Genomic DNA, 22,084 nt, shown 5'->3' on the forward strand with positions numbered 1-22,084 from the left:
GAGCAAATATTTCTTATCTTTGCAAAAGCTTAATTGACGTATATCAAATGAACGATCCGCATATCTTAGGAACCGAACGAATCGGCAAGCTTCTTGTACAGTATTCCATCCCTGCCATTATCGGTATGACAATAACTTCACTGTACAACATCATCGACAGCATTTTTATCGGTCATGGCGTAGGTGCCATGGGTATTGCCGGACTTGCCATAACTTTTCCGTTGATGAATTTGGTGGTCGCTTTTTGTACGGTAGTCTCGGCAGGCGGCTCCACCATATCATCCATACGTCTGGGACAGAAAGATGTGGACGGAGCCACAGAAGTGCTGAACCACACCCTGACGCTCTGCCTCGTTAACTCATTCTTGTTCGGCGGTATCTCTTTTATCTTCCTGGACGAAATCCTGCGCTTTTTCGGCGCCAGCAACGAAACGCTGCCTTATGCGCGGAACTTCATGCAGGTAATTCTGCTGGGTACGCCTGTGACATATACGATGATAGGGCTGAACAACATCATGCGTGCCACGGGTTATCCCAAGAAAGCGATGCTGACCTCAATGGTTACGGTGGTGTGCAACATTATTCTCGCCCCTATCTTCATCTTCCACTTCGACTGGGGTATCCGCGGAGCGGCAACGGCAACGGTCATTTCGCAATTTATCGGCATGATATGGGTGGTAAGCCACTTCCTGCAAAAGACAAGCATCGTACGCTTGCACCCGGGCTTCTGGAAGATGAAAAAACGTATTATCAGCAGCATTTTCTCCATAGGGATGTCTCCGTTCCTGATGAATGTAACGGCATGCGTCATCGTTATCATCGTGAACAACAGCCTGCAACGTTATGGCGGCGATATGGCTATCGGTGCTTACGGCATCATGAACCGGCTGCTGGTGCTCTACGTAATGATTGTATTGGGACTGACGATGGGCATGCAGCCTATCGTGGGCTACAACTTCGGAGCGCAGAAACACGACCGTGTAAAGGCGACACTACGTCTGAGCATCATTACGGGCGTATGTATCACCAGTACGGGCTTTATCATCTGCGAACTGTTTCCTCATGCCGTATCGGCCATCTTTACGAGTGACGAGCAGCTGATTGATATGGCTTCCAGAGGGGTGCGTATCGGCATAGCCATGTTCCCGCTGGTAGGTGCTCAAATCGTTATCGGTAACTTCTTCCAAAGCATCGGAAAAGCTAAAATCAGCATATTCCTGTCTCTCACCCGACAGCTGTTATATTTACTGCCGGGACTGATTATCCTCCCCCGTTATATGGGACTGGACGGTATCTGGACATGTATGCCCGTATCGGATTTCTTTGCATTCGTTACGGCTGTCATTGCGCTGTGGATATACGTAAAGAAGTTGAAGAGACTACCGTCTCCCCAACTTCCTTCTTAAAAAAACCACAAATACTTTTCTTTTATTCGCTCTTGATACTGTTGACCGGATTCTCATTGGCAATCCGCCATGCCTTAACTACCACAACCAACACAATTAGTACCAACAACGCCACTCCCACCCCGATGAACCAGCCGGGAGAAAGCAGCGTCCCATCCGGAAATTGTTCCATCCAAATGCCGGAAACGTACCATGAGAAAGCAATACCTATTAGTACTGCTCCCACAGCCACCTTCAAGATACCGGCAGAAAGCAAACGCAATATGGAAGAAGCCTCGGCTCCATTCACCTTACGAATGGCTATTTCCTTGCTGCGACGCTGTGTCTCGTCGCTGACATAACCTATCAGTCCCATCAGGACGATAAGCAATATACATCCCGAAGTCACCGTCACAATGTTGCGAAAGCGGGACACACTTTCATTCTGCCATTCACGTATCTCTTGATAAGTGGAGAATTCCAACATTTTGTTCGGATAAGCTTCCTTCACAAAGGCGTTCAGCTTTCTTAAATTCTCTTCCTCCGGTTCTTTCAGGCGTACATTGAAAGTGCGGTCGCGGTCGTTCATAATGAAGGCCGTACAAGTCTGCTCGTTGAAGAAACCCATATTCCGCACATCATCCACCACGCCCACAATCGTAGGAGACTCCTGCAATCCTGCCCATGAAGGTTTTATCGGCAGCTTCCGTCCTATCACGTTATTCTGCCATTTCATAGTCCGTACCGTCTCCTTGCCCACCACGGCTTCGCCGACATGCTGCGGAAACGCACCTTCCAATAGCTTCAATCCTGTTACTTTCGGAAAGTCCTTATCTATAAGCATGAAGTGTAGCGGACACAGAAAATTGCCTTGCGCATCGGTCAGACGGTTCGTACTGTAATGCTGCAACAGCATTTTGCTGCTGCATGCCACCGCTTCCACGTAAGGTTGGCGTCTAATGGCATCGGATATTCCCTCATTCTCCTCTATCGCTCCATTGACAGAGCCTACTGCCAGCCGTTCGGTTTGAAAGCCGACATGACGGCTCACCACTTCCCGGTATTGCCATACCGTAGTGAGCAACACCCCCAAGATAAAAGCCACTCCCATGAACTGCACAAAGAGCAGTCCGCGCTTCCACGAACGTTTGCCCTCCGTATAGCGGCGAAACACCTGTGTCACGGGAATGCGCGCATACATGCGCCCCGGTAATACTCCCGCCACTACAAAGAGCAGCAATACCGTCAGTAGAGGCACGTAGAGGTTACTCCATGTAAACAAGTCCGCCAACCGTGCGCCCAACATCCCTTCGATGCGTTCTCCCAAAAAATACATCAGCAGCAGGCACGCTACCGTGGACACGAGTACCAATATTCCCGTCTCCCACAAAAACAAGCCCAGTATATGCCCCTCACCGGCTCCGCTGCACTTATGCACGCCCACCATTTTAGCCCGCCGGCTCATAGAGGCAATTGCCGCCAGCACATAGTTCATAACCGACACAAAGAAGATAGAAAAGCCCAGCACCCCCATAATGAGCAACTTGCGTTGCGCATCGGGCTGCCTCCGGTGAATCTCACGTATCGGTATCACGCTATACTCCGTCACTACGGATTCTCCCAAATGGGGGTCGGTGTATTGCTCCACTGCCTTTTGCACACGTCGGTTCATGACATCCACATCACTTGGCTGTTTCAGCCGGAAAAGAATATGATAGATGTTGTTCGTTCCCCATGTGCCTGCCCCATATCCCCAATCCAATACGGCGTCGGAAAGCAGAATTTCGTGGGGAAAGCTCGTATTGCGTGGCACTTCCCGATAAACACCCCGAATGGTGACATTGAACATCTTCTCTACGGAAAGCTCCTTGCCCATGGGATCCTCATCACCGAAGACACGACGTGCCATACTTTGTGAGATAAAAGCATTCTGCATCAGGGCAAGGTCATTGGGATTACCTTTCAGCACTTCCAGACCGGTGGTACGGAAATAGAGCGTATCTACACACAACATAGGCGTGTCTTCCAGTTTCTTGCCATCTTTGTAGAAAGTGGCCTGAAAGAAGTTGGAAGTCAGACTGGCACATTCCACCTGCTCGGGCATTGCCTCCCACAAGTCGGCAGCCGCAGGACGATAAGTACCGTAATTGTACCCTTTCTCCGGGATTCCGTCTTTGGTATTGCGCATCCGAAGCATCACCAACCGTTCCGGGTCTTGATAGAAGTTCTCATAACTAAACTCATAAGCAATCTGTGAGAACAGCAGAATACCTACAAATAAGCCCAGTGTAAGAGATACCGTCTTTACCACATTGCTACCCCGTCCGCGCAACAACGTTTGTATCGTATAATACAATTGTCTCATGGCCTACTTCCCCATATCCGTATTTACGCTCGCCACTACGCTACCATCGAACAGATGCACCGTACGATGCGCAAATGAGGCATCATGTTGGGAGTGTGTCACCATGATAATGGTAGTGTCCTCCTTGTTCAACTCCGTCAGCAGACTCATCACTTCCGCTCCGTTTTTGGAGTCCAGATTACCGGTAGGCTCATCGGCAAGAATCAGTTTCGGGTTCGTTACCACAGCACGGGCAATGGCTACACGCTGCTGCTGACCACCGGAAAGCTGTTGTGGAAAGTGCTTGGCTCGATGGCTGATATTCATCCGTTTCAGAATATCATCCACCATGCGTTTGCGTTCACCGGCTTTCACTCCCAAATAGGTAAGAGGAAGCTCCACATTCTCGTAAACGTTAAGCTCGTCTATCAGGTTGAAACTCTGGAACACGAATCCCAGTTTGCCTTTGCGCACACGGGTACGCTCTTTCTCTTTCAAGTCCGCCACTTCCTGCCCGAGCAACTTATAACTGCCGTCCGTAGGATTATCCAACAGACCAAGTATATTTAATAAGGTAGACTTCCCGCAACCGGACGGGCCCATGATGGCTACAAACTCACCCTCTTTCACTTCGAGGTCTACATGGTTCAATGCTACTGTCTCTACTTCCGAGGTACGGAATACTTTGCTGATGTTATTAATCTCAATCATAATGTTCTATTTTTCTATATATTATCTTTTTTATTCACTCTTAATACTGTTTACAGGATTCTCATTGGCTATCCGCCATGACTTCCAGAGGACGCAACCTAAGATTATCACCAGATTGGCGATTATCACCAACAGATAGACAATCCAACTGAGGGGAATCTGCTCGGCAAACTGTTCCATCCAAACACCGTTGATGTACCACGATGCCAAGCTTCCGAGAACAACCGCAGGCAACGCCACGACAAGCACATCTTTGGAAAGCAGTTCCAGGATAGAAGATGCTTCCGCACCGTTTACCTTACGGATGGCAATCTCCTTGCCACGACGGCGTACTTCATCGGTGGTATATCCTATCAGACCCATCAGCATGACGAAAAACATCGTTATGGCTGCCATCAACGTGGCATTGCGAAATACACGGACGCTGTTGTAGGCATCGGTAATCTTCTTTTCATAGCTTACGAAGTCGATGGTCTGATTACTGAAGGCATCGGCCACATCCTTGTTCAGTTGCCGCAGATTCTGTGCAAAAGGTTCTTTCAGACGGACATGTATCGTTCCCACGAAATCTTTATTATGACGGGCGATGAAAGGCATCTTAGCAGCCGTGAAGTCTTCTATCTGAAAGTCTTTCAGTACGCCCGCGACTTTCATCTGCGCGGTATTGTCAACGTCAACAGTACGCCCCACGGCATCGTCTCCCCAATGCATCATGTCCGCGAATGTTTCATTTATTATTATTTCATCTTCCGTACGGGCCATACGCCCGGCCTTGAACACCATACCCATCATAGCCGGATAGTCCTCACGCATATAGTAACAAGCACGCGTGGAAAAAAGCACATTACCCGATGCATCACGAATCATAGAACCGCTATATCCGCTGATTGGCGTATTATTGGCACTGGTCACAGCCTCTACATAAGGAAGTCCCTTAAAGAATTGGAAAGCGGCATCACACTCTTTATCCTTATTCCAATAGGCATTGGCAAGCGCCATTCGCTGCGGATTATATCCCATATCCTTGTTCAGCACGTATTGATACTGTACCATCACTACGCACATCAATCCGCAAATGAACGCCACCCCTGCAAACTGGATGAAAAGCAACGGACGCTTCCACCCTTTCTTTCCCTCGGTATAACGGCGGAACACTTGAGATACGGGAATACGGGCAAACAAACGTCCCGGCAATACTCCGCCCACTATAAACAGTATGCCGACTACCGTCAACGGAACCCAGATACGCTCCGGAGCAAGCAACAAAGAAAGTTTGGCCGCAGCGGTATCTTCAAAGAACTCCCGGAAATTCAGCAGCACCAAAGTCATTAAAAGCAACGCCGCCACAATGATAATGCCTGTCTCCAAAAGGAACATGCCGAATATCTTACCGCCGCTTGCACCGTTGCATTTATGCACGCCTACCGCTTTGGCACGATACGTCAGTGAGGAAATGGAAATCAATACATAGTTCAGCGCCGCAATGAAAAGAATGGCAAGACCGAGAACGGTCATGATATTACGCATTCGCTCCACACTTTCATAATTTCGGTAGGTGTCACGGATAGGTTTTACAAACGCTGTATAACCATATTTCTTTTTGTCCTCTTCCGGACGATACTTCTCTATCATAGCGTCTATGCGCGCATTCACCACCGACTTGTCCGCACCGGGACGGAAACGGATGTACTCGGGGTAGCTGTCCCCGCCCCGCCATGAGTAGTTACCGCCACCGCCATTCCACAAGGTAGGCATAGAGATGACGGCTTCCGGATTGACGGTAGCGTTTTCGGGCAATGCCTTATAGGTACCTTTCACCATAAAGTCTTTCTCATGATTGTAGTTGACAGTCTTTCCCACCGGATTTTCTCCACCGAATATCTTCCTGGCAAAACGGTCGCTTAGGAAAATCACATCGGGCTGTTGAAGGTCTTGCACCGGATTGCCGCTCAGCACTTCGATACCCATCGTCTTAAAGAAAAGTGAATCCGCCACCGTTTTCTTTTCGTCAAAACGAGCGTTCTCATTGTACAGCGGAGCATTCATCCAATGACAAGTGCTGGTGGCAGCTTCTACCTGTTCCGGAAAGTTCTCCAGTATGGCGCCTGCCACAGGACCGCAGTTCTGCTCTTGCGGCGGATACTTCTCACCCTTAACGGTAAATACAGACCAGATTTGATAAAGATTGTCGTAGTCTTTGTAGCAGGTGTCAAAACTCTGTTCGTATGCCACGCGGGAGAATAGCAGAATACTCATCGTCAGACTTAATCCCAAAGAGATTATCTTGATGATGTTCGAGCCACGTCCCCGAAGCAAGGTTTGAATGACATAATAGATTTGTTTCATACTATATTTATTTGTTTCATACTACATTGATAAGTGAATAAGTACATATTGAATCATTAGCTTATACTATCTGAATGACAGATACTCTTGATATAAATTAAAATTCAACACTTACTTATTGTTATGTTTATATTGTTATGTTTTTCCTACTTATAATAATGCAGAAAGCGTGCCAAAACAATTATAATACTGATTATCAACTATTCACAAACAAACAGTCCATACACAAGTGTCTAAGAATTAGACACAGTCCGTCCAATAATTAGACACAGCCCACCTAATGTTTACCTGACATCCGCCTGATACATACTTAACACCTACCTAAACACCTGATTAAATATCTGATTAATAATTATATAATCAGTATTTTAAAGATTATCAGTCTAAAGCCTGAAAGGCTTGAAGCGTACAGCCCGGGGAAACGCCCCGGGAATAATAAGGTCTCCCTATCCGCCTACGCCCTGTAAGGGCAAGAGAGCGCATACAAGAATTTTGCCCTTACAGGGCGCAATGTTAACCATATACACAGCCCCGGGGTGTTACCCCGGGCTTCAAGATAAAAGGCTTTCAGCCTTAGACAAGAGCATGTGAAGATTAGACAATAACATTTACAGTCTAAAGCCTGAAAGGCTTGAAGCATACAGCCCGGGGCAACGCCCCGGGAATAATAAGGTCTTCCTATCCGCCTACGCCCTGTAAGGGCAAGAGAGTTGCATACAAGAATCTCGCCCTTACAGGGCGCAATGTTAATCATACACACATAGTCCCGGGGTGTTACCCCGGGCTTGAAGATAAAAGGCTTTCAGCCTTATACGATAGTATTTATAGATTAGGCGATGACATTTACAGCCTTAAACAAGAGCATGTACAGATTAGACAATAACATTTATAGCCTCATATATATAATATATACAGATTAGTCAATGACATTCACGGAATAGAAAAGATAAACCAAATTATTATTTACAGGACAGAAAAACGGAAAATAGGACAACTTTTCTATCGAATGAAAACTTTACCTTTGCCCTCAGTTTCCATAGACATATACTTAGACATAATTCCGTTTTTCATAAACATACATTTAAACATAATTCAACTTTCATAGATATACACTTATACAATTACAATATAGATACACGCTTAATAATAAAGTAAAATATAATAAAGCAAATAAATATGATAAAGCCATATCCCCCCTTACTCCTATCATTCCTCTGCCTGTTTATGAGCGGTTGTGAGATGATAGACTATCACCCGTATGATGTACGCATCAACGGTGAAACCGATGTAAACGCCCATAATATTGCCGAGATAGAACAGAAATGCAAAGACAAGACAACGATTAAATTCGTAACCATGGGCGACTCGCAGCGCTGGTATGACGAAACACTGGATTTCGTAGGAGAGATGAACAAGCGCGATGACATCGACTTCGTTATCCATGGCGGCGACATGAGCGACTTCGGCGTTACTGACGAATTTCTTTGGCAGCGCGACATTATGAACAAGCTCCACGTTCCCTATGTCACCCTGATTGGCAATCACGACTGCCTCGGCACAGGAGAAGAAACATACCGTGCCGTATTCGGCGACCCGAACTTCTCGTTCATTGCCGGACGGATAAAATTCGTATGCCTGAATACCAACGCCATGGAGTTCGACTACTCCCGTCCCATTCCCGACTTCACGTTCCTTGAAAAAGAACTCACCGACCGCAAGGATGAATTCGACAAAACCGTAGTATCCATGCACGTCCGTCCCTATGCCGACCAGTTCAATAATAATGTGGCGCGTGTCTTTCACCGTTACGTAACCGAATTTCCCGGCATACAATTCTGTACCGCCGCCCACGAGCACCACGTTTTCGAGGAAAACCTCTTTGAGGACGGCATCATGTACTACATGAGCGACTGTATGAAGAACCGCAATTACTATGTATTCACCATAACACCCGACGGATATGAACGCGAAGTGGTCTATTTCTAATCAACCGGCACTCGCCGTTATCTGCCTGTTGTTGCTGTGGTGCGGCTCGCTTTCCGCGCAAGAAAGAGATACGGTGATTATCGTAAAATACGATACGGTTTATTTACAACGCAAACCGGACACCATCGTTACCGGCCGTGTGCGCCACAGCCGCTACGACCGGCGTGTACACCGCTATCGCAAACGGTGGGAAGCTCTGATTCCGACACACACCAAAATACAGTTTGCCGGCAACATGGGACTGCTCTCGCTGGGTACAGGCTGGGATTACGGCAAGCGTAACCAATGGGAAACGGATATTTTCCTGGGTGTCCTGCCCAAGTATCAGTCCGATTGCACCAAGCTGACATTTACCTTGAAGCAAAACTATATCCCCTGGAGCCTGCAAATCAAAGAAAGCCGGTTCGCGGTCGAACCTCTGACCTGCGGTATGTACTTCAATACCGTATTCGGTGACGAGTTTTGGGTAAACGAACCGGAGCGTTATCCGAAAGGTTACTACGGGTTCTCGTCCAAAGTGCGCATCCATGCTTTCTTGGGGCAACGCATCACTTACGATATCGACCCTCGCCGCAGATTTACGGCAAAGGCCATTACGTTCTTCTACGAGCTCAGTACCTGCGACTTATACATCGTAAGCGCCTTCACCAACAAATATCTGAAACCAAGGGATTACCTGAGTTTGTCTTTCGGATTGAAGTTACAATTGCTGTAAGCTTACCGTCCGTCCCCTGCCGTGGTACGACATGTATCCTACGGGGGTACACGGTGTACCTCACCGTGGTACGGCTTGTACCACACGAGGGTACGACACGTACCTTACCGTGGTACATCGCGTACCAAGGCATGATATGCTCCGGTATCCCCAATTTATTATTTTTCTTTCCCTCTTTCTCGGGAAAATAGAATATATTTGTCCTCACAAATATAAAAAGACACTGTGCTGCCATGAAGAAATCCGGAAACATTCTTATCGTTGATGATAATCGCGGCGTACTCACCGCCTTGCAACTGCTGTTGAGACCTTATTTTGATAAAATAACCACCCTTTCTTCACCGGTTACCCTTCCCTGCACTTTACACGAAGATACATGGCAGGTAGTGCTGCTCGACATGAATTTCACGTCCGGCATCAACACCGGAAACGAAGGTCTTTACTGGCTGCGCGAAATAAAGAAGCAATATCCGGAACTCCCCGTAGTACTGTTCACCGCTTATGCCGACATAGACCTTGCCGTGCGCGGGATAAAGGAAGGTGCAACAGACTTTATCGTCAAGCCCTGGGATAACGGAAAGTTGGTAGAGACTCTGCTGAACGCCGCACAGAACACCTCTGCATCCGAAAGGAAAAAGAAAGCAACGGCTGAATCCGCCACCGCCGCTTCTTCCATGTATTGGGGAGAAAGTCCCGTCATGCAGCAACTTCGCATGCTGGTAGAAAAAGTGGCGGTCACCGACGCCAATATCCTTATCACCGGTGAAAACGGTACGGGCAAAGAGATGCTTGCCCGCGAAATACACGCCCTTTCCACACGCCGCCGCAAGGAAATGATAAGCGTGGATATGGGCGCCATCACCGAAAGCCTTTTTGAAAGCGAGCTTTTCGGACACATGAAAGGCTCTTTCACCGATGCCCATGCCGACCGTCCCGGAAAGTTCGAGGTCGCCGACCACAGCACGCTTTTTCTTGATGAAATCGGCAATCTCCCCTATCATCTGCAAGCCAAGCTGCTGACAGCCATTCAGCGTCGCAGCATCGTACGGGTGGGCAGCAATACGCCTGTCCCCATAGACATCCGCCTTATTTGCGCCACCAACCGCAACCTGCCCGAAATGGCGGACAAAGGAGAATTCCGTGAAGACCTGCTCTACCGCATCAACACCATCCATCTTGAAATCCCTGCGCTGCGGGAAAGGCCGGAAGATATAATTCCGCTGGCAGAACGTTTCATAACCCGCTTCTGCAAACAATACGGAAAATCGCCTTTACATCTGGACAATGCGGCACGCGAGAAGCTGATGCTGCACCCCTGGTTCGGCAATATCCGCGAATTGGAGCACGCCATCGAAAAAGCCGTTATCATCTGCGACGGCACATTCCTATCCGCCGGATTATTCCAATTGCAACGCAGAAACGAAACACCGGAAATGCCCGTATCCACCCTCGAAGACATGGAAAAGCAAATGATACGCCGGACGCTGGACAAGTGCGGCGGCAATCTTTCGGCCGTAGCCTCTCAACTGGGCATTACCCGGCAGACACTTTACAATAAAATGAAAAAGTATGGACTTTAAGAAATACAAGGATATAAATCAATATTATATTTTCCGGACTGTTATCAGTCTGCTCACAGCTGTGGCCGCCGGAATAATGTGGATGTTGTTTTTTCTGAAGTCTCCGGAATCGCATGGTCTTGACACCCCTCTGTTCTGGGCTGTATGCTTCACCGTGCTTCTTCCTTTGACAGTACGCTGGCAGCAACGGTTGTACCGCCGCCATACCCGTAAAGTCCTCTTCATGCTCGATGCCATTGAAAACAACGACACCGCCATCCACTTCTCCGAAACGGACGGAACCGAAGACAGCCGCCTCATGAACCGTTCCCTGAACCGTGTAGCCCGCATCTTATATAATGTAAAAAGCGAAACCGCCCAACAAGAGAAATACTACGAGCTTATCCTCGACTGCGTAAATACCGGCATCGTCGTACTGAACGACAACGGAGCCATCTATCAAAAGAACAACGAAGCCCTGCATCTGCTCGGGCTGGAAGTATTTACCCACGTCCGCCAACTGTCACGTGTGGACAATCACCTGATGGATATGCTCACCGCCTGCCGTGCCGGCGACAAGTTCCAGGCGGCATTCAGCAACGAACGCGGCACCGTGAACCTTTCCATCCGCGTCAGCGATATCACCGTCCGCCGGGAGCACCTGCGCATCCTCGCCCTGAACGACATCAACAACGAGTTGGACGAAAAAGAAATAGACTCCTGGATACGCCTTACACGCGTACTGACCCACGAGATTATGAACGCCGTAACCCCCATCACTTCCCTGAGCGACACGCTACTGGAACTGACCGAAGCGAAAATATCAAAAGAAGAGATACGCAACGGTCTGCAAACCATCAGCTCTACAGGCAAGGGACTGCTCGCTTTCGTAGAATCCTACCGCAGATTTACGCGTATCCCTACTCCCGAACCGTCTTTATTCTATCTCAAAGGCTTCATCAGCCGTATGGTGGAACTGGCGCGGCATCAATATCCCGACACTCCGGCCTGTTTCCATATTTCCATCGTCCCCGATGATTTGATACTCTATGCGGATGAGAACCTCATTTCGCAAGTTATCATCAATTTACTGAAGAACGCCATACAGGCCTTTGAAATGTCTCCTTCCGCAGCGGACGAAAAGCACATCGACATACGCGCCTATTGCAACGAAGCCGAAGCCGTGCTGATTGAAATATCCAACAACGGCCCTGCCATCCCCCCGGACATTGCCGAACATATCTTCATCCCTTTCTTCACAACCAAAGAAAACGGAAGCGGCATCGGGTTGAGCATCTCCCGCCAAATCATGCGCTTATCCGGCGGAAACATATCTCTGATACCCGGGAAAGAGACTACTTTTGTATTGAAATTTAATTGAACCAATTAAGTCTTGTATTTGTTACCAATAATAAATATCTTTGTACACCAAGGTACATAAAACATTCTATAATCAACTTTATAACACAATACTTATGTTATTTACAGCCGAAAACATTCTACTCGTAGGTTCTATTTTACTTTTCGTCAGTATCATCGTAGGCAAGACAGGCTATCGTTTCGGAGTTCCCGCTTTGTTGCTTTTTCTTGTGGTAGGTATGCTCTTCGGAAGCGACGGGCTCGGATTGCAGTTCCACAATGCCAAAGAGGCGCAGTTCATCGGTATGGTAGCTTTAAGTATCATCCTGTTTTCGGGCGGTATGGACACCAAGTTCACCGAAATCAAGCCCATTCTCTCTCCCGGTATCGTATTGTCCACTTTCGGTGTATTGCTGACGGCATTGTTTACCGGATTATTCATATGGTGGCTGTCGGGCATGAGCTGGACCAATATTCATCTGCCGCTCATCACATCCCTGTTGCTCGCTTCTACCATGTCGTCCACGGACTCGGCGTCGGTGTTCGCCATCCTGCGCTCGCAAAAGATGAATTTGAAACACAACCTGCGTCCTATGCTGGAGTTGGAAAGCGGTAGTAACGACCCGATGGCTTATATGCTGACTATCGTGCTGATTCAGTTTATCCAGTCTTCGGGAATGGGTGTTTCACAGATAGCCCTCTCCTTTGTGATACAGTTCATTGTGGGTGCCGCCGCAGGTTATCTGTTGGGAAAACTGGCCATCCTTATGCTGAACAAGCTGAATATAGACAACCAGTCGCTTTATCCCATTCTGCTGCTGTCGTTCGTGTTCTTCACATTCTCCATCACCGACCTGATGAAGGGCAACGGCTATCTGGCCGTTTACATTGCCGGCATGATGGTAGGAAACAACAAAATCATGTACCGCAAGGAGATTTACACGTTTATGGACGGATTGACATGGCTTTTCCAAATAATCATGTTCCTTTGTCTCGGCCTGCTGGTCAACCCGCACGAGATGCTCGAGGTGGCTTGCGTGGCATTGCTCATCGGCGTATTTATGATTGTGATAGGACGTCCTCTCAGCGTATTCCTCTGCCTGCTTCCATTCGGGAAACGCATCAATATGAAATCCAAGTTCTTCGTTTCGTGGGTGGGACTGCGCGGTGCGGTACCCATTATCTTCGCCACTTATCCGGTGGTGGCGGGTGTGCCCGGTGCGGATGTAATCTTCAATATCGTGTTCTTCATCACGATTCTGTCCCTCGTCATTCAAGGTACTACCGTTTCAAAAGTAGCGTGTATGCTGGGACTTTCCACCCCGATGGAAAAGACGGGTAATGACTTCGGAGTAGAACTGCCCGAAGATATCGATTCCGACTTGCGCGATGTTACCGTCACCCAAGAGATACTCGATACGAAAGGTGATACGCTCAAAGATATGAACCTGCCTCAGGGAACTCTTGTGATGATAGTGAAGCGCGGCAACGAATACCTGATACCCAACGGCAGTCTGAAACTTCATGTGGGAGACAAGCTGCTGCTTATTTCTGAAAAGACCAAAGAATAGGAAATAAGGGAGAGTGTTCTCCCATGAAAAAAACTTCAAAGCATTTGCTTTGCATCACTATAAGCCCTATATTTGCGCAGTTTTAACTAAAGTGTGCAAATATACGCATGGAACAAGAACAACGGTTCATTGACTATATCGAACAAAGCATCGTACAAAACTGGGACAGAAATGCCCTGACAGACTACAAAGGAATAACTCTACAATATAAAGATGTTGCCCGTAAAATTGCAAAATTTCATATCGTATTGGAAAGCGCCGGTATTCAGCCCGGTGATAAAATAGCCGTATGTGGTCGTAACAGCGCTCATTGGGCGGTCTGTTTTCTGGCAACAGTGACTTATGGTGCCGTAATTGTTCCTATTCTTCACGAGTTCAAGGCAGACAATATACACAATATCGTCAACCACTCCGAAGCCAAGCTCCTTTTTGTCGGCGACCAGGCTTGGGAGAACTTGAACGAAGAAGCCATGCCGCTGCTTATGGGAGTCGTCCTGCTGACAGACTTCACTCCGGTCGTCTGCCGGGATGAACGGCTCATGGAAGCGTTCGAGCATCGAAACGCCATCTACGGCTCACGTTATCCCAAGAACTTCCGTCCCGAACATATCTGCTACCGCAAGGAACAGTCGCCCGAAGAGTTGGCGGTCATCAATTATACATCCGGCACCACAGGCTATTCCAAAGGCGTAATGCTGCCCTACCGCAGTTTATGGTCCAACATAGCCTACTGCCACGAGATGTTGCCCGTACGTCCCGGCGACCATATCGTATCCATGCTCCCTTTGGGACACGTTTTCGGTATGGTATACGATTTCCTTTACGGCTTCTCGGCAGGCGCGCACCTCTACTTTCTTACCCGTATGCCGTCGCCAAAGATTATCGCACAGTCATTCTCCGAAATCAAGCCGCGCGTCATATCCTGTGTACCGCTCATCGTAGAGAAGATTATCAAGAAAAATATCCTGCCTCTTATAGACAACAAAATCGGTAAACTATTGCTGCGGATGCCTATTGTCAATGACAAGATAAAGGCCGATATGCGCAAGAAAGCAATGGATGTTTTCGGCGGTAACTTCGATGAAATCATTATCGGTGGCGCGCCTTTCAATGCCGATGTGGAACGTTTCCTCAAACAGATAGGATTCCCCTATACCATTGCCTACGGTATGACGGAATGTGGTCCTATCATCTGCTCCAGCCGTTGGGAAACCCTGAAGCTCGCTTCTTGCGGAAAAGCCACCACCCGTATGGAAGTAAAGATAGACTCTCCCGACCCTCAGCACGTAGCGGGCGAAATTATCTGCCGGGGAACCAACCTTATGCTGGGCTATTACAAGAATGCAGAAGCCACTTCTCAAATAATAGACGTCAACGGCTGGCTGCACACAGGCGACCTTGCCACGATGGATGCCGACGGCTATGTCACCGTACGCGGACGCAGTAAGAATATGCTTCTCACTTCCAGCGGACAGAACATTTATCCCGAAGAAATAGAAAGCAAACTGAACAATATGCCATACGTATCAGAGTCATTGATTGTATTGCAGCACGACAAACTCGTAGCCCTGATATATCCCGACTTTGACGACGCCTTTGCCCATGGCTTGCAGCAAGCCGATATAGAGAAAGCAATGGAAGCCAACCGGAATGAGTTGAACCAACTGCTGCCGGCATATTGCCAGATTACTAAAGTGAAAATACACTTTGAGGAATTTGAAAAAACAGCCAAAAAGAGCATCAAACGCTTCATGTATCAGGAAGCCAAAGGCTGAAATCCTTAAAAAACATATAGCAAGAAGTACGATTTTATAAGAAGTGTTATAAAACATGCTTTTTTTCTTGGATAATTTGCAGATTTCCCAATTGTCCGTATCTTTGCAATGTGTTTTTCATAGTATTAGATTTAAGGTTAACAAAGGTTGGAGTACAGCGGTACTCCTTTTTTTATGCCCGTACATTTCAGCACCCCTGTTTTCCCTTCGCGTCATTGCATTTTCATATGTCGGAAATGAAAATCCCGGAATATTAATTATCTTTACGGAAAAATAGAAGGAAATGGATATAGATACATTTATCAACAATTACCGGGAAGCATTCGGACAGCAAACCGAACTTCCCATCGCTTTCTGGTACTCCGACCGGCCGGAAGCTCCGACAGAGAAAGTAAGCGGATGCTTCTTTAAAAGCATGGCGCAGGTCAGGAGCGGAAAGACAATCAGCCTCAACGCGGAAACAATAGGCTGCGGTGGCGGCAAGTTTTACACAGGATTTACAGATATGCCGGAGCATGTACCCGGCTTCGTTTCCTTGAAAGAGAAGTACAAGAAAACGCCTGAAATGGTTGTCGACTTCATACAGGAGATACAAGTGCCTAAAGCCGAAAAAGCCTGGCTGCACTTTACACGAATCGATAATCTGGCGTCTTTCGACAAAGCGGAAGGTATACTGTTCCTTGCAACTCCCGACGTATTAGCCGGATTGACCACGTGGGCGTTTTTCGACAGTAACGCGTTCGACATCGTTTCTGCACCATTCGGTTCCGGCTGTTGCTCTGTTGTGACGCAAGCGGTTCTTGAAAATCGGAAACAAGGCAAAAGGACGTTTATAGGATTCTTCGATCCGTCTGTCCGTCCTTATTTTGAGGCGGATTTACTAAGCTTTACCATACCGATGTCCCGATTCAAGGAAATGTATCACACCATGCGCGAAAGCTGCCTGTTCGATACACGCGCCTGGGGCAAAATCAAAGATAGAATACAAAATGCACGGAAAGAAACAACGCCTTTCAATCATTTAAATATATCCTTCGAAATTCGTCCGGACATTTCATTGCGTGAGGTGACGATAGAGGACGCCACCGCCATATATCATGCCATTGATACCCATCGCGACTATATGCGCACTTGGCTGCCGTTTGTCGACAACCTGAAATCCGCGGCCGATGAGGAAAGTTTTTTGAAAGGAGTTCTCTCCGTCCCTGCCGACAGCTACGAACCGATATTCGGCATCTGGAATAAACAAAATGAAATTTGCGGACTGGTAGGTTTCCATTTCTCCGACTTTGCCAATCATCGTACGGAAATCGGCTATTGGTTATTGCCTGAATATCAACATCAAGGAATTATGACCGCCTGTGTTCGCCGTCTGTGCCAATGGGCGGTCGAAGCCAAAGATATAAAACGCATACAAATCCGTTGCGCCACAGGCAATACCGCAAGTAACGGCATTCCCGTCCGGCTTGGTTTCCGTCTGGAAGGAACGGAACGTGCCGGAGAATTGTTGGCTTCGGGAGAGTATGCGGATATACATGTATATAGCATTTTGAAAGAAGAACTTATGGAACAACAAATTCAACTCAACGAGCACAACAAACAGGAATACCCGCCCATGCACACCACCGAACATATCATTAATCAGACAATGATTAGATTATTCGGTTGCGGCCGCTCTGTCTCCGCTCATATAGAGCGTAAGAAAAGCAAATTGGATTATCGATTGAACGCCTGCCCTACGGAAGAGCAAATAAAGAGCCTGGAAGAAGCGGTTAATGAAGTGATAGCACGGCACCTGCCCGTCACTACCGAATTCATCACTCAGGAAGAAGCTAAGGGCAGGTTCGATTTGGAACGGTTACCGGAAGATGCTTCGGAAACCGTACGTGTAGTAAAAGTCGGTGATTATGACGAATGCCTTTGTATCGGTACACATGTTGCCAATACTTCCGAGATAGGAACTTTCAAAATTATCAGCCACGACTGGGATGAAGAAAGCAAGCGTTGGCGGATGCGTTTTAAATTAGTATAAAAATCAATCAATTTTAAATAAAAAGATAGCAATATTGGCATTATACAAGTAAAATAGTCAGCTATTCAATGACAAATAGTCAATAAAGTCAGTATAAGCTTGCTGGCATGAGGTTTGCAATATAGCAGGTGAACGACGGTTCAAGACGTAAATAATGAAAGCCGAAAGACGGACATTGAAAAGCGCTGAGAACCGAAGTTCGGAATAAACCGAATGTATAACTTTTAAAAGATAGGAGACTATGATTATGATGCCTGTAAGAAGAACTCAGAATTGGTTACCAAGTATCTTTAACGATTTCTTTGATAACGATTGGATGGTAAAAGCCAATGCAACCGCTCCAGCCATCAACGTTTTTGAAACGGAAAAAGAATACAAAGTAGAGTTGGCCGCTCCCGGAATGACAAAAGAAGACTTCAACGTACATATCGATGAAGAAAACAATCTGGTCATCAGCATGGAGAAGAAAACGGAAAACAAGGAAGAGAGCAATAAAGATGAAAAGAAAGAAGGTCGCTATCTGCGTCGCGAGTTCTCATACTCCAAATTCCAACAGACAATGATCCTTCCGGACGACGTCGACAAAGAGAAGATTTCCGCTCAAGTGGAAAACGGTGTGTTGAATATCAATCTGCCGAAATTCACCGAGCAGGAAAAGGAAAAAACTAAAAAATTCATTGACGTAAAATAAAGTAATCGGTAATTAGAGAATGCCCCGGTGCAAATCTTTGCATCGGGGCATTCATGTATCGGATCAGTATTTTGGCTATTTCTTTTTTCCTTTCAGAAAACGGTCTGTCAGCCATTTACGCACAGGCTCATCATAGAGTTTCAAGCAGGCATAGGCAAGAATGAAAGCACTGATAAAGGTCAATATCATATAAGGAATACTCTCTACGATAGTTGCATTATGATTGCATACCCAAGCCGTATAAGTATATACTAACGGGAAATGTGTTATGTATACCGGATACGAAATATCTCCCAGGAATTTGCATATAGCGGTAGAGCGTTTACCGGTCACTTTGCCACCCGCTCCCATAGAAACAATCACAGGAAAAACAAAAAGAATACAGCAAGCTTCATAAAGTCCATTCATCCAGAAGTGATTTTCACCGCCCAAACGGGGGAAAGCCATAACTATCACAATCATCAGACTGCACCACCAGAACGCCCGCTTTTTAATATGAACCAACCATCCTAAACGGGATAACAGCAATCCGCCAAAGAAAGGATACATCAGCCGGACAAGCCCTACATATTGCTGCTCCCAGTTCAATGCCCAGCCACCGACAATATCTCCCGTAGGTGCAGTTAGGCAACGGTGCACCGTAAAACATCCCGCCACCAAAACCAAAACGGACAAAGCTGTTTTATTGAACTTGCGGATGAACAGCGCATAAAGAATATTACCTATGTATTCGTAATAGAGCGACCAGGCCGGTCCGTTCAACGGATGCATTTCCGTCCAACCGCGAATGTCCCACTTCAGAGGAAGAGGGAGCAAAGTACATCCCAACAGCATCACCAATAACATGGTTCCGACCGATGTGTTCTGAATAGCCGGAAAACATGGTGACTCCTGAAAATAGAAGAATACCGCACCTATAATGCTTCCCACTATAACCATAGGATGCAAACGAATTATACGCCGCTTGAAGAAAGTACCGACACTCATCCGATTCCAACGGTCGTCATAAGCATAACCGATAACAAAACCGGAAAGCATAAAGAAAAAATCCACCGCCAAATAACCGTGATTGATAAGTTGCTCCAAATGGCTACCGCCAGAATGTGCTTCCAACAAATGGAAAGCGACAACCATTACAGAAGCTACACCACGAAGCCCGTCAAGAATTTCATAATGCGGCTTTGAAGCGAGGTAAGAGTTTTGTGTGTCCATTTTGGTATAAGATGTTTATTAATTCGCGTGCAAAGGTAATAAAAAAGGTCATAGGAATAATAAGGCGGTATCCCCTTTTCAATTGCTTTTTCTGTAACTTTTTACCGCCCAGATATTGGCTACTGCGGCAAAAGCAAGCAGAGCCCCCAGTTGAGGAAGCAACTCGGCGAAACCACCGCCGCGAAGGTATATCGTACGCATTACTTCTACAAAATACCTTAACGGATTGATACGGGTAATCCATTGCGCCCATTCGGGCATACTATGAATAGGAGTAAAAAGACCGCTCATTAAAATAAGTACGAGCATAAAAAACCACATGACAAACATGGCTTGCTGTAGCGTTGACGAATGATTGGATATAACCAGGCCAAAACCGGAAACCACCGGAAGAAATATCAGTGCGAAACCGTAGATTGTGAGAAAATGCCCGGCAGGCAAAATTCCATAAAGCAACCAGGCAAGGACAAAACAAATGGTAAGCACCACAAATCCTATCAACCAATAAGGTATCAACTTGGCAGCGATAAACGTGAATTTATTGACCGGTGTCACATTGATTTGTTCAATAGTCCCCGCTTCTTTCTCTCCCACTACATTGAGGGCGGGAAGAAAACCGCAAATCAATGTCAGTAACATAACCATAAGTGCAGGAATCATGAAAAGCTTATAGTTCAGAGTGGGGTTATAGAGATTCAAGGTAGAGATGCCGATACGGGGAAGCGGTTTTCCCGCTAATGCTCTAACAGGTGTTTCCGACCTTAATTCACGGGCATAATCACTGATGATAGAAGACAGATAAGAGCCGCCCAAACTTCCTTTTGTTCCGTTTACAGCATTGGCTGCGACAAGCAAACGAGGCGCTTTACCGTTTATCCAATCTTTTTCAAAATCATGGGGAATCTCCAAAATGACATCTACCGTACCTTTTTCAACACCCAGCAAAGCCTCATCATAAGTATCGGGAAGCGCTGTCAGCCGAAAATAGGTGGAAGCGCCGATCTTATCTACCAAACGGCGTGACACAACACTATGGTCATTATCCACAATATTCAGATTGATATTCTTTATCTCCAAGTTGGCAGCCCAAGGCATCAATATCATAATCATACATGGGAATATGAAAATCAGCTTTGGCAAGAATGAGTTGCGAAACAGCTGCTTGAATTCTTTTTCTATCAGATATTTAATCATAAGGATACTACTGTTTATACTCTACGGTCATGACACATCTTATATACTTAATACAATTGAAACGGCATCATTCCAACCGGTTCTTGAATTTCTTGAAGCTAACGGTTATCAGAAATACCGCCATAACGGTCAGTATACTGATTTCGGTCAGCACCAGTGATATATCCACCCCCTCTATCATCAATTTACGTACCGCCTGAATATACCAACGCGCAGGAATCACTGTGGAAATACCTCGTAAAATAACAGGCATGCTCTCGATAGGAAATATCATTCCCGAAAGCAGCATGGTAGGCATCATCAGCATTAATCCGGACACCAGCATAGCGGCTACCTGCGTACGGGTTACGGTAGAAATGAGCAGTCCCAAAGCCAATGATACGAAAATAAAAAGCAATGACACTACAATCAGCCAAAACAGGCTGCCCGCAACCGGCACATGAAGGACATAGACAGAGAGCAACAGAATCGTTATCAGATTGACAAATGACAAAACGAAGTACGGCACTGCTTTGGCAAGGATGATAAACAGCGGTTTTACGGGAGAAACCAGTAGCACTTCCATAGTTCCCGTTTCCTTTTCGCGTACTATGGAGATAGAAGTCATCATTGCACAAATCAGCATCAGGATAAGGCCCATAACACCGGGAACAAAATTATAGGCACTCTTCATTTGCGGATTGTAAAGCAGCTTGACCTGGGGCACAATGGCAGAGGCGCGTACTCCGGGCGGAAGCATCTCCTGTCCCGTCATAGAGATAATATTTGTGGCATATCCGGCCTGCATGGTAGCCATATTGGGGTCGGTGGCATCGGAAATAATCTGTACTCCGGCCTCACCGGTATAGAGATTGTCCGAGAAACGTTCGCTAAAGACTATTGCCATATCAATATCCCCGCTCCTGAAAAAACGGTCTGCTTCTTCGGGGGAATGCAGATGGCGGATAACAGTAAAATACTCACTGGCATCCACACGGTCGATAATGCGCCGGGTTACGACATCATTGGAAGGGTCGAGAACGGCAACACGCACATTCTTTACCTCCGTAGTGATGGCAAAGCCGAAAAGGATAATCTGCACAATGGGCATACCCATCAGAATCAGCATCGTACGCCGGTCGCGGAAGATGTGAAAGAATTCTTTTCGGACAAAAGCTATGAATTGTTTCATGGTTATATCACAATCAGTTTTGAATTTTATATC

15 protein-coding genes and 1 pseudogene are annotated in these 22,084 nt (G+C 46.7%); 10 read left to right on the plus strand and 6 right to left on the minus strand.

Features of this window, described 5'->3' with window-relative positions; genetic code table 11:
- The first annotated feature begins 47 nt into the window (after window positions 1-47).
- Window positions 48-1,406 (plus strand): MATE family efflux transporter, encoded by a 1,359-nt coding sequence (locus tag I2F54_RS11280; protein ID WP_009120818.1) that lies wholly within the window; start codon window positions 48-50, stop codon window positions 1,404-1,406.
- 22 nt (window positions 1,407-1,428) lie between these two features.
- Here I2F54_RS11280 and I2F54_RS11285 read toward each other — a convergent pair whose 3' ends face one another.
- Genes I2F54_RS11285 through I2F54_RS11295 form a run of 3 tightly spaced genes read right to left on the minus strand, consistent with a single transcriptional unit; the run spans window position 1,429 to window position 6,786 of the window.
- Window positions 1,429-3,750, minus strand: coding sequence for an ABC transporter permease (locus I2F54_RS11285; RefSeq protein ID WP_195501252.1), 2,322 nt, complete (start codon window positions 3,748-3,750; stop codon window positions 1,429-1,431).
- Window positions 3,751-3,753: 3 nt separating this feature from the next.
- Window positions 3,754-4,440: an ABC transporter ATP-binding protein gene (locus I2F54_RS11290; protein ID WP_195501253.1), complete on the minus strand. Its 687-nt coding sequence runs from the start codon at window positions 4,438-4,440 to the stop codon at window positions 3,754-3,756.
- Window positions 4,441-4,470: 30 nt separating this feature from the next.
- On the minus strand, window positions 4,471-6,786 hold the full coding sequence (locus I2F54_RS11295) for an ABC transporter permease (protein ID WP_129618422.1): 2,316 nt from the start codon (window positions 6,784-6,786) through the stop codon (window positions 4,471-4,473).
- A 1,176-nt stretch (window positions 6,787-7,962) separates the two neighbouring features.
- Between I2F54_RS11295 and I2F54_RS11300 the strand changes: the two genes are divergently transcribed.
- From I2F54_RS11300 to I2F54_RS11335, 9 genes and pseudogenes are all read left to right on the plus strand, one after another.
- The gene (locus I2F54_RS11300) at window positions 7,963-8,772 is read left to right on the plus strand and encodes a metallophosphoesterase family protein (RefSeq protein ID WP_039951206.1); all 810 of its coding nucleotides are present in this window, start codon (window positions 7,963-7,965) and stop codon (window positions 8,770-8,772) included.
- Complete coding sequence (locus I2F54_RS11305) at window positions 8,747-9,487, plus strand: hypothetical protein (protein WP_195501254.1); 741 nt, start codon at window positions 8,747-8,749, stop codon at window positions 9,485-9,487. Before I2F54_RS11300 ends, I2F54_RS11305 begins: the two co-directional genes overlap by 26 nt.
- A gap of 233 nt (window positions 9,488-9,720) precedes the next feature.
- Window positions 9,721-11,067 carry a sigma-54-dependent transcriptional regulator gene (locus I2F54_RS11310; RefSeq protein WP_195501255.1) on the plus strand — a complete coding sequence of 449 codons (1,347 nt, stop codon included), beginning with the start codon at window positions 9,721-9,723 and terminating at the stop codon, window positions 11,065-11,067.
- A complete protein-coding gene (locus I2F54_RS11315) occupies window positions 11,057-12,427 on the plus strand; it encodes a sensor histidine kinase (protein WP_195501256.1) in 1,371 nt (456 codons plus the stop codon). The genes I2F54_RS11310 and I2F54_RS11315 overlap by 11 nt, the downstream gene beginning before the upstream one ends.
- A gap of 94 nt (window positions 12,428-12,521) precedes the next feature.
- On the plus strand, window positions 12,522-13,976 hold the full coding sequence (locus tag I2F54_RS11320) for a potassium/proton antiporter (RefSeq protein WP_087426332.1): 1,455 nt from the start codon (window positions 12,522-12,524) through the stop codon (window positions 13,974-13,976).
- Between the two features lie 107 nt (window positions 13,977-14,083).
- On the plus strand, window positions 14,084-15,751 hold the full coding sequence (locus I2F54_RS11325) for a long-chain fatty acid--CoA ligase (RefSeq protein WP_009123350.1): 1,668 nt from the start codon (window positions 14,084-14,086) through the stop codon (window positions 15,749-15,751).
- A gap of 283 nt (window positions 15,752-16,034) precedes the next feature.
- Window positions 16,035-17,168: pseudogene (locus I2F54_RS16205) on the plus strand (GNAT family N-acetyltransferase); the annotation flags it as partial.
- 147 nt (window positions 17,169-17,315) lie between these two features.
- Entirely contained in the window at window positions 17,316-17,783 is a 468-nt protein-coding gene (locus tag I2F54_RS16210; RefSeq protein WP_229097176.1) for an alanyl-tRNA editing protein, read from the plus strand.
- Window positions 17,784-18,030: 247 nt separating this feature from the next.
- Window positions 18,031-18,474, plus strand: a complete 444-nt coding sequence (locus I2F54_RS11335; protein ID WP_181986722.1) for an Hsp20/alpha crystallin family protein — start codon at window positions 18,031-18,033, stop codon at window positions 18,472-18,474.
- A 75-nt stretch (window positions 18,475-18,549) separates the two neighbouring features.
- On the opposite strand, the gene I2F54_RS11340 is transcribed toward I2F54_RS11335, so the two are convergent.
- From I2F54_RS11340 to I2F54_RS11350, 3 genes are all read right to left on the minus strand, one after another.
- Entirely contained in the window at window positions 18,550-19,686 is a 1,137-nt protein-coding gene (locus I2F54_RS11340; protein WP_022218908.1) for an acyltransferase family protein, read from the minus strand.
- A gap of 78 nt (window positions 19,687-19,764) precedes the next feature.
- Window positions 19,765-20,880, minus strand: a complete 1,116-nt coding sequence (locus I2F54_RS11345) for an ABC transporter permease (RefSeq protein ID WP_195501258.1) — start codon at window positions 20,878-20,880, stop codon at window positions 19,765-19,767.
- A gap of 67 nt (window positions 20,881-20,947) precedes the next feature.
- Entirely contained in the window at window positions 20,948-22,051 is a 1,104-nt protein-coding gene (locus I2F54_RS11350; RefSeq protein WP_195501259.1) for an ABC transporter permease, read from the minus strand.
- Window positions 22,052-22,084: the final 33 nt, after the last annotated feature.

This window comes from Bacteroides clarus (genome assembly GCF_015555825.1).
GTDB classification, from domain to species: domain Bacteria; phylum Bacteroidota; class Bacteroidia; order Bacteroidales; family Bacteroidaceae; genus Bacteroides; species Bacteroides clarus.

Coding starts and splice junctions, on each gene's coding strand:
- I2F54_RS11280 (WP_009120818.1), top strand. CDS start 48: ATGAACGATCCGCATATCTTAGGAACCGAACGAATCGGCAAGCTTCTT.
- I2F54_RS11285 (WP_195501252.1), bottom strand. CDS start 3,750: ATGAGACAATTGTATTATACGATACAAACGTTGTTGCGCGGACGGGGT.
- I2F54_RS11290 (WP_195501253.1), bottom strand. CDS start 4,440: ATGATTGAGATTAATAACATCAGCAAAGTATTCCGTACCTCGGAAGTA.
- I2F54_RS11295 (WP_129618422.1), bottom strand. CDS start 6,786: ATGAAACAAATCTATTATGTCATTCAAACCTTGCTTCGGGGACGTGGC.
- I2F54_RS11300 (WP_039951206.1), top strand. CDS start 7,963: ATGATAAAGCCATATCCCCCCTTACTCCTATCATTCCTCTGCCTGTTT.
- I2F54_RS11305 (WP_195501254.1), top strand. CDS start 8,747: ATGAACGCGAAGTGGTCTATTTCTAATCAACCGGCACTCGCCGTTATC.
- I2F54_RS11310 (WP_195501255.1), top strand. CDS start 9,721: ATGAAGAAATCCGGAAACATTCTTATCGTTGATGATAATCGCGGCGTA.
- I2F54_RS11315 (WP_195501256.1), top strand. CDS start 11,057: ATGGACTTTAAGAAATACAAGGATATAAATCAATATTATATTTTCCGG.
- I2F54_RS11320 (WP_087426332.1), top strand. CDS start 12,522: ATGTTATTTACAGCCGAAAACATTCTACTCGTAGGTTCTATTTTACTT.
- I2F54_RS11325 (WP_009123350.1), top strand. CDS start 14,084: ATGGAACAAGAACAACGGTTCATTGACTATATCGAACAAAGCATCGTA.
- I2F54_RS16210 (WP_229097176.1), top strand. CDS start 17,316: ATGGAACAACAAATTCAACTCAACGAGCACAACAAACAGGAATACCCG.
- I2F54_RS11335 (WP_181986722.1), top strand. CDS start 18,031: ATGATGCCTGTAAGAAGAACTCAGAATTGGTTACCAAGTATCTTTAAC.
- I2F54_RS11340 (WP_022218908.1), bottom strand. CDS start 19,686: ATGGACACACAAAACTCTTACCTCGCTTCAAAGCCGCATTATGAAATT.
- I2F54_RS11345 (WP_195501258.1), bottom strand. CDS start 20,880: ATGATTAAATATCTGATAGAAAAAGAATTCAAGCAGCTGTTTCGCAAC.
- I2F54_RS11350 (WP_195501259.1), bottom strand. CDS start 22,051: ATGAAACAATTCATAGCTTTTGTCCGAAAAGAATTCTTTCACATCTTC.